Below are 17133 nucleotides of genomic sequence, written 5' to 3' on the forward strand. Positions count from 1 at the left end.
GAAAATGTCACAATCTCAAAATCAGGAATTAAATCAAATTTTAGCTGATGTTCATACAATAAAACTGCGATTACTAGAAAAAGTCAATGCGAGTGTATTAGATAATGAACAATTATTGAATGCATCGAAGTGGTATTACAAGAACTCTCAAAATAGTGTGTTGTTGGAGAAAAATAAAGCAACGCTGTGTTTTAAAAATACAGAAAAGAAAACCAACTATATTTCTTATTTAGAAAAAAATAATTCTTTTACTGTTTTTCCAAGTCAGAAAATCCCCTTTTACTCGAAAGATAAATTTAAAATCTATCTAAAAATCAAAGCGATCGAAGGCAATTTATCTCTGGTTATTATTGAATATTCAGACAAAGAAAAAATTCAAACGACTTTTCTTGAAGCAAACAAAGAACAAATTTTCAAAGTACTACCAGAAACGCAACAGGTGCGAATCGCTTTTCGAATTTCTGGCAACAGCGAAGTAGAAATTGAGCAATTTACGATTGAAAGAGTTCATAATTTACTTTCACTCAATGCTACTGAACAAAATAAAAAGTATATTAAAGATTTAAAAATTGCTTGTATCTTAGATGAATTTAGTATGACTTGTTTTGGGGAAGAAGCACAGCTGATTCCATTTACACCTCAAACTTGGAAACAAGTCCTTTCACAAAATCATCCAGATTTATTATTAGTCGAGTCAGCATGGCACGGAAATAACCGTACTTGGGAATACAAAATTGGTAAATATCATGGAGAAGATCGGTCAGAAATAAAAGAACTCATTCAGTGGTGCAAAGAAAAAGAAGTTCCCACTGTTTTTTGGAATAAAGAAGATCCGTTTCATTTTGATAAATTTATTGAAACAGCAAAATTGTTTGACTATATCTTCACAACAGATGTAAGTATGGTACCGAAATATGAAAAGGTGACGAAGAAGAAAAATGTTTCTCACTTGTCATTTGCTGCACAGCCATCTATTCATAATCCAACGAAAATAATGAAAAGCCGTGAAGAAAAGATTTGTTTTGCAGGTACTTATTATGCCAATCGACATGAAGAAAGAAAAAAAGATTTGAATGTTTTATTATCACTTGCAAAAGAGTACGGTTTAGATATTTTTGATCGGAATTATTATAGACAGGAACCAGAATTTAAATATCCAAAAGAATTTCGAGAAAACATTGTTGGCACATTGCATTATTCTGAAATTTTAAATGCCTACAAAGGATACAAATTTCTTTTAAATGTGAATAGTGTCAAGCATTCAGAATCGATGTTTTCTAGACGTGTATTTGAAGGATTAGCTTGTGGCACCCCAATTATTAGTAACTATTCAAAAGGAATTAAAACACTATTTAAACGCATCGTTACAGCAGGAGAAACCACAGAAGAACTCAAGCCTGTACTTACAAAATTATTTTATGATGAATATGAATATCGAAAAAATTCGATCCAAGGAATCAGGGAAGTCTACCAAAACCATTTATATGAGCATCGAATGCGTAAAATCTTGAGTTGTCTTAACATTGACGTGTTAGATCAAGAAAAGAGTGTCACCATGTGTGGTTTTGCTAACAGTGAGTTAGAGGTAGTGAAACTGATTGAACTCTACCAAAAACAAAGTTACTCACAAAAACAATTGGTGATCTTTATCTCACATTTTAGAGGGTTCGAACACACGCTAAATCAATACAACCAAGAAAATTGTCAAATCATCTTATGGAGCTATATGAACCAATATTACAAACTAACAGATATTTTCTCAAGTGATTATATATCGTTTGTTTCTTTAAATCATTATTATGGTGAAAATTATTTATTGGATTTAATGATTGCGGAAAAATATTCAAAAGCAGATATCATTGGCAAAGAAAATTATTACGAACGAGAAAAAGACACAGATGTGATAATGGAAAAGCAGCGAGAAGCAGAATATTTATATACAAATAATTTAAATGTCTATTCTTCTATCTTTTCAACGAAGTTGAAGACAAATGGTTCAATTCAATCTTTTATTGACCGATTAGTAGCGAGTCCATCCTTGCGTTCTTTATTCGAACAAGGAATGACGATGTATAGTTCAGATAAATATAATTTTGTAAAAAATGGAAGAGATTTAACCAGTGATGCTGTAAAAAGAATAACTATTTAGAGGAAAGGGGAGTTCTGATTGCGTACTTTAAAAGTACTATTGTATGGAGATATCGATCTGAACTTTATGGATGGTTCAGCGGTTTGGCTTATCTCTATGGCACAGATGCTTACACAAAATCAAAACATTGAAGTAGATTTATTAATTAAGGCACCAAGAAAACAAAAGTATCTCATTGAATCATTAGATGGTATCCCAAATTTACATTTGATTGAGCCATATGCGAAAAAAGAACGTTATCCGTTTATTCCAAGCAATCGATTAGATGTTGAAACAGCTGTTAAAATTATGGATCATTTGAACCAAGAAAATAACTACCATTTGGTGATTATTCGTGGACAAAATTTAGCATTGGAATTGTCCAAAGTCTCTTCTTTAAAAGAAAAAACAGTTCCTTATATTACCGATTTTCGTCATGATAAAAAGGAATCCACAAGCGAAGAAAGACGAAATTTAACTTATATTTACGATGAATTTCAACATATTTTTCTACAAACGAAAGAAACAAAACGTGCGTTTGAGAAGTTATTGAAAGTCGATGGCCATAAAGTGGTTCTGTTATCTCCGATGGTTCCAAACGTTGAAGAGACACCTCAATTTCAAAATAAAAACAACCAATTGGTTTATGCTGGTAAATTTCATGAGGATTGGCATACAGAAGAAATTATTCAAGCAGCAATCCATATGAAAGAGCAACAAAAAGACATCAATTTTCTAATCATTGGCGATAAATTTCAGGATCGATTAAGAGAAAAAGAAAACGTTTTGCGAATACGAAAACAATTAAATGAACTAGAAAATATCAACTGGTTAGGTGCAGTTTCTAGAAAAAGATCACAAGAATTGATTAAAGAGTCAGATATTGGTATTGCTTGGCGAAGTGCTTATATAGACAACGATGAAAGTGTCGAATTGTCTTGCAAATTATTAGAATATGCTCGTATAGGGAAACCAGCGATTTTAAGAAAAACCAAAATGCACGTGGAATTACTAGGAGAAGATTATCCACTTTATGCGAATACGCCAGAAGAATTTGAAGAAAAAGTATTTTTAGCGACAACTGATGATGCCATATATATAGAAAGTGCTCGGCAAATGTTTGAGGCTGTTCATAATTATACGTATCAAGCTTCTTATAATCGTTTACATGACTTTTTGTGGTCTCATCAAAAAGACAAGAAAAAAATTGTCTTTGCGGGTCATGACTTAAAATTTGCCCGCATGCTCATCAACTATTTTGAATCAAAAGAAGATTATGAAGTAAGAATTGATCAATGGGAAAATCATACGAAACACGATGAAGATCATAGTAAAAAATGTGTGGAATGGGCAGATATTGTTTTTTGTGAATGGGGCTTAGGAAATGCGCAATGGTATTCCCAACATAAAAAGAAACAGCAAAAATTGATTGTTCGCTTGCACTTCCAAGAAAAAGATCTTGCTTATCCAAGAAAATTCAACATGGAAAATATTGATAAAATTATTGTAATTACTGCTTATATGTTTGAAGAATTTGCCCGAATATTTGGCATTCCTAGACACAAAATGATTTATATTGATAATTTAGTTGATACCAAAGAGTTAACGACACAAAAAACTAAAGATAGTAGCTTAAATCTAGGGATATTAGGTATCTTACCTGCAAGAAAAAGACTTGATTTAGCAGTGGATGTCTTTGAAAAACTATGGGAGAAAGACAATCGTTATAAATTATTCGTCAAAGGGAAATTACCTCAAGAATTGCCGTGGCTAATGGGTAGAAAAAAAGAGAAGGAATACTATGATCAGTTATTCAATCGCATCAATTCAGCACCTTGGCGAAAAAATATCATCTTTGAAAAGCATGGTTCAGATATTGCGGATTGGTTTAAAAAGATCGGTTATCTACTTTCAACAAGTGACTATGAAGGATCTCACGTAGCGGTTTCAGAGGCAATGGCCTCAGGAACAGTTCCTATTATTCGTAATTGGAAAGGGGCAGAGACCATCTATCCAGGAGAATTTATTCAACCAACGATTGAAAAAATGGTGGAAAAAATTGAAGAAGTTGTTCCTACAAAAGAATATAGAGAAAAATTAAAAACATTTGCGGATCATAAATTTTCTAAAGAAGAAATCTGTGATGAAATCGAAACATTAATCGAAACTTTATATAAGAGATAATCCCATATGATTTTTAGGAAGTGATTAATAGTGAATAATGTATGGGACAAAATAGAAAAAAAAATAAAATCCTATCGAACGATTTATTACCTCTCAAAGTTTGAAAAAAGGAATATTTATAGTGGATTTAGAATTGGTTTATTATGGGATTTTTTAAATCCATTGATTCAAATTATGATTTATTACTTTGTTTTTAATATTCGATTAGGAAGTGATCGGTTTTTAAGTGACAATATTCCCTATATTTTTTGGTTAATTGGTGGATTAATTCCGTGGTTATTTATGAATGCAACCATTGTCCAAGGTTCAAAAAGTATGTTGCAAAAAATCAGTTTAGCTACACGAGTAGGATTTCCTAGTAAAGTATTGCCAATGATCACTTTATACACTAATCTTAGTCGATTTTTGTTAATGTTACTAATTTTTACAGGGTTGCTTATTATCAATCAGGTACCTCTTACTTTGTATATTCTTCAGTTGTTTTACTACATTCCATTTATGATATTTTTTTTATACAGTCTGACTTTATTACTTTCAATACTCACGATCATTTTTAGAGATATGACAAATATTATCTCATCTATGATGAAAATATTGTTTTATATGTCTGGAATTACTGTAGTGATTAATAGTAAGGAAAACGGATTAATCGATCAAATTTTAGCACTAAACCCCATTAATTACTTTATAGAAGGAATAAGACATTCATTCTTGTCAACAAATTTATTTTATGAAAATAAAGGGTTGATGCTATTTATGATAACCAGTACTTTGCTTATTTATTTAACAGGAATCTTACTTTATAAAAAATATCAAGAAAAATTATTTGAATATTTGTAAAAGGAGGAATTCTTACGGTCACGATTAAACATGTGTATAAATACTTTCAAGTGTCTGAAGAAGAAAAGTTCAAATCAGCAAAAAGTAGAATGAAAAAAAAAAATACTTCTGTGCACTTAATAACATTAATTTAGAAATCAAAAATGGCAGTTTCATCGGGATTATTGGCTTAAATGGTTCTGGCAAATCAACCTTGTCCAATGTATTAGCTGGCATTTTAACCCCTGATTATGGGGAAGTATCCATTGATGGTACTATTTCTTTATTAGGTGTGTCCGCTGGATTAAACCCTAACTTAACAGGTAGAGACAATATTTATCAAAAATGTTTGTATTTAGGTTATTCCATCAGACAAATTAAAAGAATAGAAAAGCAAATTATTGAATTTGCTGAAATCAATGGATTTATTGATGAACCGGTCAAAAATTACTCAGCTGGGATGAAAGCACGCTTAGGTTTTGCGATTGCCATACAAAATACACCGAATGTACTGATCATCGATGAAGCATTATCTGTCGGTGATGCCAACTTTTATGGGAAATGTCTGAATGAGATTAATCGTTTAAACCAATTAGGTTCTACGATTATCTTTATCAGTCATTCACTAGCTCAAATTGAAGCAGTCTGTCAAGAAACAATCTGGATTCATGAAGGAAAAATTAAGCAAAGAGGCGCTACAGCAAAAGTTATAAAAGCCTATAAATTATATGTCGCAGAATATAAAAAAAATAGACAAAAACTTTCGAAGCGTTTATATGAAAAAGCCGAGATAAAAAAACGTCCCCAAAAGGGCGTGAAAAAAGTAGAACAGTTTGTTTTAGGTAGTAGTTATCTCCTATTACTGATTCTTTTACTTTATTCGCTGTCTATTATTTTTTAAAGAAGGAAGGAAAGCAATGAAAAAAATAATGTTTGTTTTTGGAACAAGACCAGAAGCAATAAAAATGGCACCTGTTATTAATGAAATTAAAAAAAACAAACGATTTAACTTAGTGAATGTAATTACAGCACAGCATAGAGAAATGCTGGATCAAGTCATTGATTATTTTGATATTCCAGTACATTATGACTTAAATATTATGACTAAAAATCAGACGTTATCTTTGATTACTGCTTTAGTCATTGAGCGTTTAGAAGAAGTCATTGTATACGAAAAACCAGATATGATCGTGGTACATGGGGATACCACTACTACAATGGCTGCAAGCCTCGTAGGATTTTATAATCATATACCAATTGCTCACGTTGAAGCAGGGTTAAGGACAAATGACTTATATTCACCATTTCCAGAAGAATTCAATCGAACTTTGGTGGATAAAATTTCAACGTTACATTTTGCTCCAACCAGTCGTTCAAAAGAGAATCTTTTGGAGGAAAAAATTGATTCTCAAAAAATATCTATTACAGGAAATACCTCGATTGATGCGCTAGATTTAACCATTACTGAGGATTATCATCATCCAGTATTAGATCAAGTGAATCCGCAAAATCAATTTATTTTATTAACTACTCATCGTCGAGAAAATTTTGGTGATACACTAACTTCAATTTTTCAAGTAGTTCTTGATATCGTTAATAAGTACCAAACAATTGAATTTATCTTCCCTGTTCATCCGAATCCACGTGTTAGTGAATTGGCTTACCAAATGTTGGGAAATCAAGAAAGAATCCATCTCATTGATCCACTGAATGTATTTGACTTTCATAACATTGCCAAAAGAAGCTTTATTATTATGAGTGATTCAGGCGGTGTTCAAGAAGAAGGACCTTCTTTTGATAAGCCTATTTTAGTCTTGCGTGATGTCACAGAACGACCAGAAGGAGTGGAAGCAGGAGCTTTAAAACTTGTAGGATCAGATAAACAAAAGATAATGACCGAATTAGAAAGATTGATTAATGATCAGGACTACTATCAGAAAATTTCTTCTGTTAAAAATCCGTATGGAGATGGAAAAGCCTCCCAAAGAATTATCGAAACGATTGAAGCTTATTTTGATCAATAAGATCAAAATAAGCGATAAATAGATATAAAAAGAAGCCTCCTTATTGTTAATTAATAGAAGAAAATTGGCGGTGAGTGTTATTCTTAAAATTGATCAAGAATTATTGGATAATCAAAAATTAAAAATCGAGTTTCATTTACAAACAGATAAAGAGAAAAAATATGAATATAGTTATTACGTTTATCGAGATGGCAAGGTGACATATAGAAAAGATAAATATAGCTTGCTCATTCCAAATTACTGTGAATGTCTTGAAATTCCTCTTGTTTTTAGTGGAGCTTATCGAGTGTTGATTTTTCTAAAAGAAGATGGAAAAGTCATACAAAAAATCAGTACGACAGAAAGAGTCTATGATGCGAGAAAAGCAACAGAGATTTTCACAACATTTGAGAATGAGAAAGTCTTTTTCCATGATATTCCAATTAAATACATGTTTGAAAAACATAATCAATCCAACCAATTAGCAATTGTTTTCTCGGGAATCTATAAAGATGAATTTCGAGGAATAAAAGATGCAGCAAAATATAATTATATTCGAACGTTAGAACCAATAAAAATCAACAAACTTTTTATTTTGGATAATTATTTTGGAAAGTTCTGTTATTATTTAGGAGAAGATGGCAACAGTCTTTATGAATCGGCCACTTTAGCTTTGATAACTAAGATCATGAACCAATTAAATGTGCCAAAAGAAAATGTTCTGACGATCGGTTCAAGTAAAGGTGGGACAGCAGCCTTATATTTTGGACTTAAGTATGGCTATCAGCATATTATTGTGGGCGCACCTCAAATTTTTCCTGGAAAATATTTAAAAAATATTTTGAGTAAGCGGTCGACATTTATTTCTAAACGATTATTTGAAATTATCAATGAAGAAGAACCCTTTAGTTTTGAACGGTTTAATCGATTAATTACGAATGAGTTAATCATGTGTGATCATAAACCAAATATCTCTATTCATATCGGTTCAGGAGATACCTTGTATCAAACGGATATTCTTCCTTTTCAAAAATTATGTATCAAACAAGGAATCAATCCATTCATTGAAGTGAGTGATTATTCAGATCACGGATTAACAGGAACATATTTCTCTCCTTTCTTGCTTCAACGTTTGGATAAATTATTATAAATTTTTAAAAGCTATTTAATGAGACTAAGGACACATCGATGAAGGCTATAGGCCTCACGGTGTGTCCTTGGTCTCTAATTTCTTTATTTTGTACTATAAAAAAATAGAATACTAAATTTACTTACCTACAAGTTCACTTCCATCGATTTGAACCATTGGAGTAATGACTGAATAATTAGTATCAACAATGTAATAATATTTCGCATTTGGATAAGTATTAATATCAAAACATGCTTCTAATGTTGTTGTGTCACGTTGGGGGTTATCTAAAAGTAGCATATCTATTTTAGTAGCAGTATTTTCCTCAAATACCGGACTGTCTGAACTATACAAGTAGTAACCAACTTTTACACCTAGTTCATTATGGTTCTTTGTTTTTGTTGCTACTAATTTATTATCGACTATAGATAATGATGTGATTGTTTCCCCCAAAGTATCACTACTTAAATTTTTATATGAAATGGTAGTATCTTTATTTGTATCTGCTACTAATTCAGTAGATGATTTCTCTGAGGGATTGACATCAGCAATTACATTGGTTGATGTTAATAAAGTTTGAGTTAACGTTCCAGTAAGCATAAATAATGTGAATAATCGTTTTTTTAACATTGTATCTCTCCTAAAATTTTTTATTGGGAATTTCATTTTTAAAATAACTAATTTTATTGGTTGTTAACCTCCTTTTTTTAATATAGTGGAATATTCATTAGCTAATGAGTACGCCATTATATTAAACTAAAATCTCAATAAAGTGTGTTCTAATATTGGTTTTTTTTAAGTGGAAAATATTATAAAAATAACTTTTTATATATTTTTTTAAATTTTGAGATCAAATAATAGAATTATATTCTTCACCCTTGCTTTTTATCATTAAATTTAACTGATTTAGGCAGAAGTCGCCCATCCACTATAGGTGGGTGAGACATGTCGTTTTTTCGAGTGATCAAAGAACATTCGAAAAAACGACAGATTGCTTGATACAAAACAGCCTTTTTATGATTTCTTGTCATAAATGCTTTTGCCTCAACCTTATTCGTTGAATGACACAAACGTGACTGGTACCTTTGAATAGTTACAGCACGAGGAAAAGAAAATGAAGAGCTTACGATTGTAGCAAAAAGCTTGATTACAGAAAAAATTAACAAGTCGTATTCGTCATATCAAAGATGGACAAACAGTTATTGAAAAAAATGATCGTACAAAAAAACTAGTCAAGCTGAATTGATCCATAGATCGATTCAGCTCGACTAGTTTAAAGTTAGACTGGGACAATCATCAATTTTTTCTGATGACTGTCCCAGTGTTTTTTTAGGCAATGAACTTAGATTAGAGTGTTAGAGTATGGATAGGAAAATCTGAGAGAATATTTGTGGATATCTCAACATTCATTACCTTAAAACAAATTTTAGCAGAAAATAAATAGTGAAATAATTATTTTTATGAATGATTGATCAAAAAAAAATAATGGATGGTAAAAAAAAAACAGTATAATCGCCAACATAACGGAACTAACCGTTTAAAATATTCTTTTCATCACTACTATTTCTATAGGTGGATCCATTTGTGGATGAACGGAAAGAAGAAAGGAAAAAAGAAAGAACAAATGAAAAAAGCCAAAAAAAGCATACAACTGTTAACTATTTCTTTTTTGGTGGCGCCCATGGTTTTAACCACTCACTCCGCTTTTGCTTTTGAAGAAAAAGAAATTTCAGAACAAAATACGTTGTTAGAATCATCCAGTGTCACAGAAAGTACAGTAGATGCAATGGATAAAACATCTAAAATAACTATTATGATTGATCCTGTATTAATTGATCGTGTGCAATTGAAGACACAAGATGGACAAGTGTTGACAGGCTCACAAGATGGTGTACTAGAAGTTGAAACAGGAACAAAGCTATCTTACACTATTTTAGCAGATGAAGAACAAGAGTCATTGGCTCTTTCGATTAATGGAGGAGAGGAAATCGATTTAAGTACTCAAACATTTGTAGTTGGAACCCAAAATATTTTTATCACAGCTTTGATTGAAACGACTCCTGATGTACCGGTCGAAGATCCTTCTAAACCAAACGAAGATAATCCAATAACAGATTCTTCAACGAGTGAGTCAGAGGAAAAAACAGAATCTTCAACGGATAAAACGACTAATTCAAGTGATTCTTCCAATAGTCCAGAGCAAGGCACGAATACAGAAACTAGCGGAAGTCATTCGAATCAATCAAAACCTGCACATTCATCAAGTCCTGAACAACCTAAAGAAGAATCAACTAATCAAACGACAAGTAGCGTTGACAACACTTTGAACAAAGAAACAACTCCACCAGCAAAAGAAAAGGAAAATGGAGCAATGAAAGAGGCGAAAGAACCAGCAAGTCCTAGTGAAAATTTTGTCACAAAGAAACCAATAAATGAGGTTCTTTCTACCAATACGAATGAGCAACAACAAGCAATTGTTCAAGAAGCATTAAGACATCTCGGTAAACAATATCTCTGGGGCGCAAAGGGTCCAAATCAATTTGATTGTTCTGGGCTAGCATACTATGTCTATCTGCGTGCTACCGGGCACTTTATTGGTATATGGACAGGCGAACAACAATATGCAGGGACACAAATTCCAATAAATCAAGCACAACCAGGAGACTTACTTTTTTGGGGCTCATCAACAGGTGCCACCACTCATGTCGGTATCTATTTAGGAGAGAATCAATTTATTCATGCCCCACAGCCGGGGGAAGCAGTGAAAATAACTTCTATTTCCGAATATACACCAGATTTTGCTGTGCGCATTGATTTGTCGAAGCAAGGAAATGAGGATCTTTTCAATTCTTCTATTCCAAATAAATTTGATGAGCCATTGGCATTTACTCCAAATCAATCAACAAAGGTTTTTTTAGAGAAAATTGCGGAAGATGCCCGTGAAATTGGGCAAAAAGAAGGGATTTATGCGTCCGTTATGCTTGCACAAGCTATTTTAGAAAGTGGTTCTGGCAATAGTCAATTGTCAAGAGAGCCAAACTATAATCTCTTTGGAATTAAAGGTAGTTACAAAGGGGAGAGTATAACATTTGAAACCGTTGAACAGGACAATACTGGTAAAAGTTACCAAGTAAAAGCCGAATTTTGTAAATATCCTTCTTATAAAGAAAGTTTAGAAAATTATGCACAGTTAATCAAAGAAGGAATAGCTGGCAATAAAGATTTTTATAAACCTGTGTGGAAATCTGAAACTGCAAATTACCAAGAAGCAACTAATTATCTTCAAGGTCGCTATGCCACCGATCAACAGTATGCACAAAAACTGAATAAAATTATTGAAACCTATGATTTAACTCAGTATGATAAGGAATCAGATTATAGAAAAAATAAGTGGCTAAGCATCCCACTTTCAACCAATAGTTTACTCCATGAAAACAGGTCAAAAGAAAAAAATATAACCTATTACTTCACAAGTAGCAAGGTGCTTTCGATTTTTGATTTGTGGCATTACTTTTCTTTAAAGAAAATTCCAGAACAACAACAAGTAAAAACAATTAAGGCCAATGAGTTAACACCAATTAGACAAGCCATACTAAAAAAAGTGTATTTGCTTCACTTACTGTTACAAAAAGAAGATGAATTTCCCGGAAAAAAAGAGCTATGATTTGTTTGGACAAAGTACGTAAGTGATAGAAAGGAATGAAAATTTTTGGTAAACACATACATTAATTACTGGAAAAAAAGCTTTGATTACAAGAGTAAAGCAAATTTAACAGAGTTGTTTCATGCTTTAGCAGGTAATCTTGTTGTTATTTTAATTTTTATCCTTTTAGGCTTTATAGTGCCAGTAACATGGGAAAATTTAATTGTAAATGCAATGTACATCGTTGAATTTTTGATGATCATTCCAACAATTGCTCTAATTGTTCGACTAGTCAAAAATGCTTCTGACAAAAAAGCAAAATAAGAAAAGTTTGATCTAAACAATCAGATTTAATCACTTATCCTTTTTATGATCAAGATTTTATCAATTACAAACTAGCTAAATGCTTAAGTAATAGAAATCAACAATAAAGAAAATAAAAAAGTACGTCTCTAAAATAAGAGGCGTATTTTTTTATAAATAAATGGATAGATTCGTTTGGCTTACATAAACCGTGTAAAGATTGTGCGATTAAACACTATGATTAGTTCTAAAAGATGCGATGTGTATTGAAAGTCACCTATGAGTGTGTGTTTATTATTATTTTTATTTCTGATTAAAATGACAAGAAATATTCTAAAAAGATGACATTAAAATCTAAGTGGATGGAGGGAGAATATGAAAGAAAAATCGAGAAAGTTTTTTAATTTAATGTTAATCGCAACAATTGTAGTCATGGTGATTCTCTTAAAACAATCGGTCGATAAAAAATATGAGTGGTACATGGTTTTTTTATCGCTTAATTTTGTCTACTTATTGTTTAAAATTGTTACTTCCTATTTTTATCAGAAATATGAAGGGGGTACCCAAGCGTATAGTATCACAGCGATTGTTCCATTTTATAATGAATCAGTCACTTCCATTAAAAAGATGCTTGTGTCACTAGAAAAACAAACGACTGTAGTGAATGAAATCATCTTTATTGATGATGGGAGTCATAGTAAGGAAGGTTATGATTATTTACAGCAACTTCAACACCATAGCCTAAAAATAATCGTTCATCGTTTTGAACAAAATAAAGGAAAAAAAGCTGCCCTAATGTGGGGAATCAAACATGCTAGTGGAGAACTTATCTTACTGTCTGATTCTGACAGTGAATTAGACCCAAGAGCAGTAGAGGAGTTAAAAAAACCGTTTGATAATCCTAAAGTAGGAACGGTCTGCGGACAAATAAGAGTAAGAAATTACAAACATTCATTTTTAACTAAAATGCAACGATTTATCTATTTTAATGCTTTTGAAGTAGGTCGAGCTTCTCAGAGTTTGTTTAATCATATTGTTGTAGCTTCAGGTGCATTAAGCATGCACAGAAAAAAAGTATTTGATGATCATTCTTTAAAAGTTTTAGAAAAAAGTAAATTTATGGGAATAAATTGTAATACTGGTGATGATAGACTCCTAACAGATATTACCAATCAAAAAAATTATCTGTCGATTTATCAAAGTAGCGCCATTTGTTATACAGATGTCCCTGAAAAAGCAACAAAATATTTTAAGCAACAAGTGCGATGGTTAAAATCCGGTTATTTACAATCCTTGTATTCAGTCAGACATTGTTGGAAGAAACCATTTTTATTAATCTATCAGTTACTTGAATCCTATCTTTGGTTAATGAATTTAGGTATCACACTCATTTTTGTTGATGTAACCAATTTTTTACTTAGCCAACAATTAATTTTTATATGGATGTCCTACCATATACTCGTTGCTTTAATCGGATCAATGAGAATAAAAACACTAGGTATAGTGAATTATTTTGTTTCGATTATTTATAGTTTGGTTTATGGCGTCATACTTGTAGGCTTAAGAATTTATTCATTATTAACAATCTGGAAAACCGGATGGAATACCAGATAATTTTAATAGGAGGAAACAATGAAACAAGATTTATTAAAAAAAATTGAATTAAAAACAGCCAAAATTGGTATTATTGGATTAGGATATGTAGGATTGCCATTGGCGATAGAGTGCGCAAAAAAAGGATTCCATACCGTAGGATTAGATGTAAACAATGAAAAAATTCAGTCTTTATTAACAGCTACAAGTTATGTAGATGATGTAAAAGACCAAGAAATTGAAGCAATATTAGAAAAAAATACCTTCGTTCCTTCAACTGATTTTTCTATGGTGAAAGACTTAGAAATCCTGATCATTTGTGTGCCAACACCTTTAGATAACCATTATCAACCGAATGTAAAATACATTCAACATGCAGGAAATTTAATTGCTGAGTTTTTAAGTAAAAATAGCGTAGTTGTCTTAGAATCAACCACTTACCCAGGAACAACCAGAGAATTATTAAAACCCATTCTCGAATCTACTGGTAAAATCTGTGAACAAGATTTTTATTTAGGCTTTTCACCTGAAAGAGTGGACCCAGGGAATAAGTTGTATACGACTAAAAATACTCCTAAAGTTGTAAGTGGTATTGGCGCAGATGCTTTAGAGGTGATCGAATCCTTTTATAAGGAAGTCTTGGAGTCAGAAATTCATAAAGTTTCCACACCAGAAATTGCTGAGATGGAAAAACTTTTGGAAAATACGTATAGAAATATTAATATTGGTTTAATTAATGAATTAACGATTTTATGTGAAAAAATGAAGATCAATGTTTGGGAAGTTATTGAAGCAGCGAAAACAAAACCCTATGGATTTCAAGCCTTTTACCCAGGACCTGGATTAGGTGGACATTGCATTCCCTTGGATCCTTACTATTTGTCATGGAAAGCAAAAGAACAAGGCTTTCATACCTCAATGATTGAAAGTTCGATGTTAGTAAACAACAATATGGCGAACTATATTGTCTCAAGGATAACGAAACTATTAAATAAAAGAAAAAAATCGCTACACGATAGCAAAATATTACTATTAGGCATGGCTTATAAAAAAGATATTTCAGATTATCGAGAAAGCCCAGCAATTGATATCATGCTTCATTTAAAAACAGAATTTGCGAAGGTCGATTTTTATGATCCTTACGTTCAATCTTATAAACATCAAGAAAAATGTTACCAAGGATTAACAACTTTAGATAAAGAACAACTAGCACAATATGATTTAGTAGTCATTACTACCGATCATTCAGTTCTTGATTATTCAATGATTCAGAAAAATGCCAAAGTTATTTTTGATACAAGAAATGCGACAAAAGATGTCGAAGATAAAAATAATATAGAGTTACTGTAAAGGTAAAAGCATAGAATGTAATTTGTTTTATTATCATAAGAAGAAAAGGTGGAATGTGTTTATTTATCATAGCTCCACCTTTAGTAATAAGAGATTAGAGCTTTTTATTGCTCTAGTCTTTTTTTTCACTAGAACAATAAAAAAATTATTTGTCGCTTGTTTTGATGAATTTGGAAAAGAAATAACTATGTGACATTTTTTCTATAATAGAAAAAAATGAATAATCGAGGAATTTGTTTTTTTATAGACTAAACATACAATCCTTTGAGCAATCAAGCACAGGATTATTTATTTTAGTATTTTTTCAAAGGGGTGAGGATGAATAATCGTTTGTTTTTATTAAATCAATTTAAGTAGAAAGAGAAGGGTAAGAATGAAACGAAAAAATTTATCAAAAAAGAAACGTTTGAAAAAACTATTATCAACATCAGCGACAGGTTTGGTTTTATTATCTACTTTAACACAACCTGTTGTTTCTTTAGCTAATACAGTTGAAGAAACAAAAGAATCTGAGAAAAAAACAGTTTCTTCTAACGAACAGTCACCAATTGAAAATCCAGTAAATGCTTTAGAGAAGACTATTTCTTCCTCAAGCAATACAGAAGCAACTGTAGAAAAAGCGGATCAAACAGTTGAAACAAAAGAAGCAAATAAACAAGAAGTAGAAGAAACAAAAGAATCCGAAGAAAAAACGCAACAAGAAGTTCAAGGAAGAGCAGTCACACCAGATGTTATTCAATACTTAATGGAAACAAAAATTTATACTGATGCTAATTTGACAACAGTCAGACCTACCTTAATGCAAGCTGATATTGATAGTGTACGTGCAGAGATCCAAAAGTTGCCAGACGGAGAAACTAAAACTCAGTATTTGTCAAAATTAGATCAGGCATTTAATCAGTTACAAGAATTCACTTTAAGATCCGATGTAGGAGAAACATTTGCAACAGTCAACGTTACACCAAATAAATTGATTTTACGGACAACTGGTAGAAGACCATCATCTTATGGAACATTTCTGGTTTCTCAACTAAAAATTATACGTGGGAGTAGGGAAATCCTGCGAAGAGATATTCTAGCAAATGATAATCTTTCGGTTGAACAGTTAGAATACACCCTTCAAAATGGAGATAAGGTAGAAATTTTCATTCATGATCCACTAGATGGCGTTCTTATGAATCATGACAAATTAAATCCTAATCATAATAATAATTCACTTCTTAATTTTGTAGCTCGCTATACTATTGTAGATGGATTACTAGTACTTCAAGACAAGTACAATGAAATAGTAAATACAGTAAGAAGTTTATATGAAGATAATAACCAAACGATTGTCAAGAAAACGTTGCTACAATCAGAAATAGATAATGCTAGAGAAAAAGTCAATGCGTTACCAGACGGGGAAGAAAAAACAAGATTATTATCTAAAGTTGATCAAGCTTATAATGGCTTACAAGAGATTCAATTAAAAGGTTATAATAACCGTCTGTTTGCCCGCCTTACTGTGACAAATGGTAAATTATTGTTTCACACAGAAGAAGGCAGACCTCACCAATATTTCGAGCAAGATTACGCTGTAGTAGAGATTAACCGTGGAGAAGGCAGATTCCGTTTGCCATTTTATGGCAATGAAGTATATCCTCAAGAGACCATAGAATTTAACATACAAGATGGTGATACCATCACGATTATGAAACAAGAAGCAGATGGGCGCTATCTTGTCAATCATCCAGAATTAAAACCAAATAACAGTGGAAACTACACGTATGTGGTGCAAGATGGAATGTTAATCGAAGCTTCTCGTAAAATTCAATTAGATGCGCAAAATGCAGTGAAAGGATTATATGAAGACGAAGCGCAAACGATTGTCAAAAAAGATTTATTACAAGAAAACGTTGATGCCGCAAGAGAAAAAGTTAATGCGCTACCAGATGGTGAAGAAAAAACAAGATTATTATCTAAAGTTGATCAAGCATTTAAT

12 protein-coding genes are annotated in these 17133 nt (G+C 31.8%); 11 read left to right on the forward strand and 1 reads right to left on the reverse strand.

Annotated features, from left to right (window positions below):
• Positions 1-4 precede the first annotated feature (4 nt).
• The 6 genes from EVI01_RS06990 (at position 5) to EVI01_RS07015 (ending at position 8284) form a co-directional block, all read left to right on the forward strand.
• Positions 5-2149 carry a CgeB family protein gene (locus EVI01_RS06990; protein ID WP_010750440.1) on the forward strand — a complete coding sequence of 715 codons (2145 nt, stop codon included), beginning with the start codon at positions 5-7 and terminating at the stop codon, positions 2147-2149.
• Positions 2150-2167: 18 nt separating this feature from the next.
• Positions 2168-4312: a glycosyltransferase gene (locus EVI01_RS06995; protein WP_010750441.1), complete on the forward strand. Its 2145-nt coding sequence runs from the start codon at positions 2168-2170 to the stop codon at positions 4310-4312.
• 30 nt (positions 4313-4342) lie between these two features.
• A complete protein-coding gene (locus EVI01_RS07000; RefSeq protein ID WP_010750442.1) occupies positions 4343-5152 on the forward strand; it encodes an ABC transporter permease in 810 nt (269 codons plus the stop codon).
• Positions 5153-5276: 124 nt separating this feature from the next.
• Positions 5277-6032: an ABC transporter ATP-binding protein gene (locus EVI01_RS07005; RefSeq protein WP_081630615.1), complete on the forward strand. Its 756-nt coding sequence runs from the start codon at positions 5277-5279 to the stop codon at positions 6030-6032.
• Between the two features lie 16 nt (positions 6033-6048).
• Positions 6049-7155, forward strand: coding sequence for a non-hydrolyzing UDP-N-acetylglucosamine 2-epimerase (wecB, locus tag EVI01_RS07010; protein WP_010750444.1), 1107 nt, complete (start codon positions 6049-6051; stop codon positions 7153-7155).
• Between the two features lie 70 nt (positions 7156-7225).
• On the forward strand, positions 7226-8284 hold the full coding sequence (locus tag EVI01_RS07015; RefSeq protein ID WP_146811582.1) for a hypothetical protein: 1059 nt from the start codon (positions 7226-7228) through the stop codon (positions 8282-8284).
• Between the two features lie 117 nt (positions 8285-8401).
• Here EVI01_RS07015 and EVI01_RS07020 read toward each other — a convergent pair whose 3' ends face one another.
• Complete coding sequence (locus EVI01_RS07020) at positions 8402-8893, reverse strand: hypothetical protein (protein ID WP_010750446.1); 492 nt, start codon at positions 8891-8893, stop codon at positions 8402-8404.
• 958 nt (positions 8894-9851) lie between these two features.
• Between EVI01_RS07020 and EVI01_RS07025 the strand changes: the two genes are divergently transcribed.
• From EVI01_RS07025 to EVI01_RS07045, 5 genes are all read left to right on the forward strand, one after another.
• A complete protein-coding gene (locus EVI01_RS07025) occupies positions 9852-11927 on the forward strand; it encodes a glucosaminidase domain-containing protein (RefSeq protein WP_010750447.1) in 2076 nt (691 codons plus the stop codon).
• 45 nt (positions 11928-11972) lie between these two features.
• Complete coding sequence (locus EVI01_RS07030) at positions 11973-12230, forward strand: hypothetical protein (RefSeq protein WP_010750448.1); 258 nt, start codon at positions 11973-11975, stop codon at positions 12228-12230.
• A gap of 354 nt (positions 12231-12584) precedes the next feature.
• A complete protein-coding gene (locus EVI01_RS07035) occupies positions 12585-13823 on the forward strand; it encodes a glycosyltransferase (protein WP_010750449.1) in 1239 nt (412 codons plus the stop codon).
• An 18-nt stretch (positions 13824-13841) separates the two neighbouring features.
• A complete protein-coding gene (locus tag EVI01_RS07040) occupies positions 13842-15152 on the forward strand; it encodes a nucleotide sugar dehydrogenase (RefSeq protein WP_146811586.1) in 1311 nt (436 codons plus the stop codon).
• A 373-nt stretch (positions 15153-15525) separates the two neighbouring features.
• Positions 15526-17133 (forward strand): toxin Cry1Ac domain D-VI-related protein (locus tag EVI01_RS07045; protein WP_261766389.1); only part of this gene is annotated, 1608 nt, incomplete at its 3' end.

It is taken from the genome of Enterococcus villorum (assembly GCF_007990225.1).
Classification (GTDB): domain Bacteria; phylum Bacillota; class Bacilli; order Lactobacillales; family Enterococcaceae; genus Enterococcus_B; species Enterococcus_B villorum.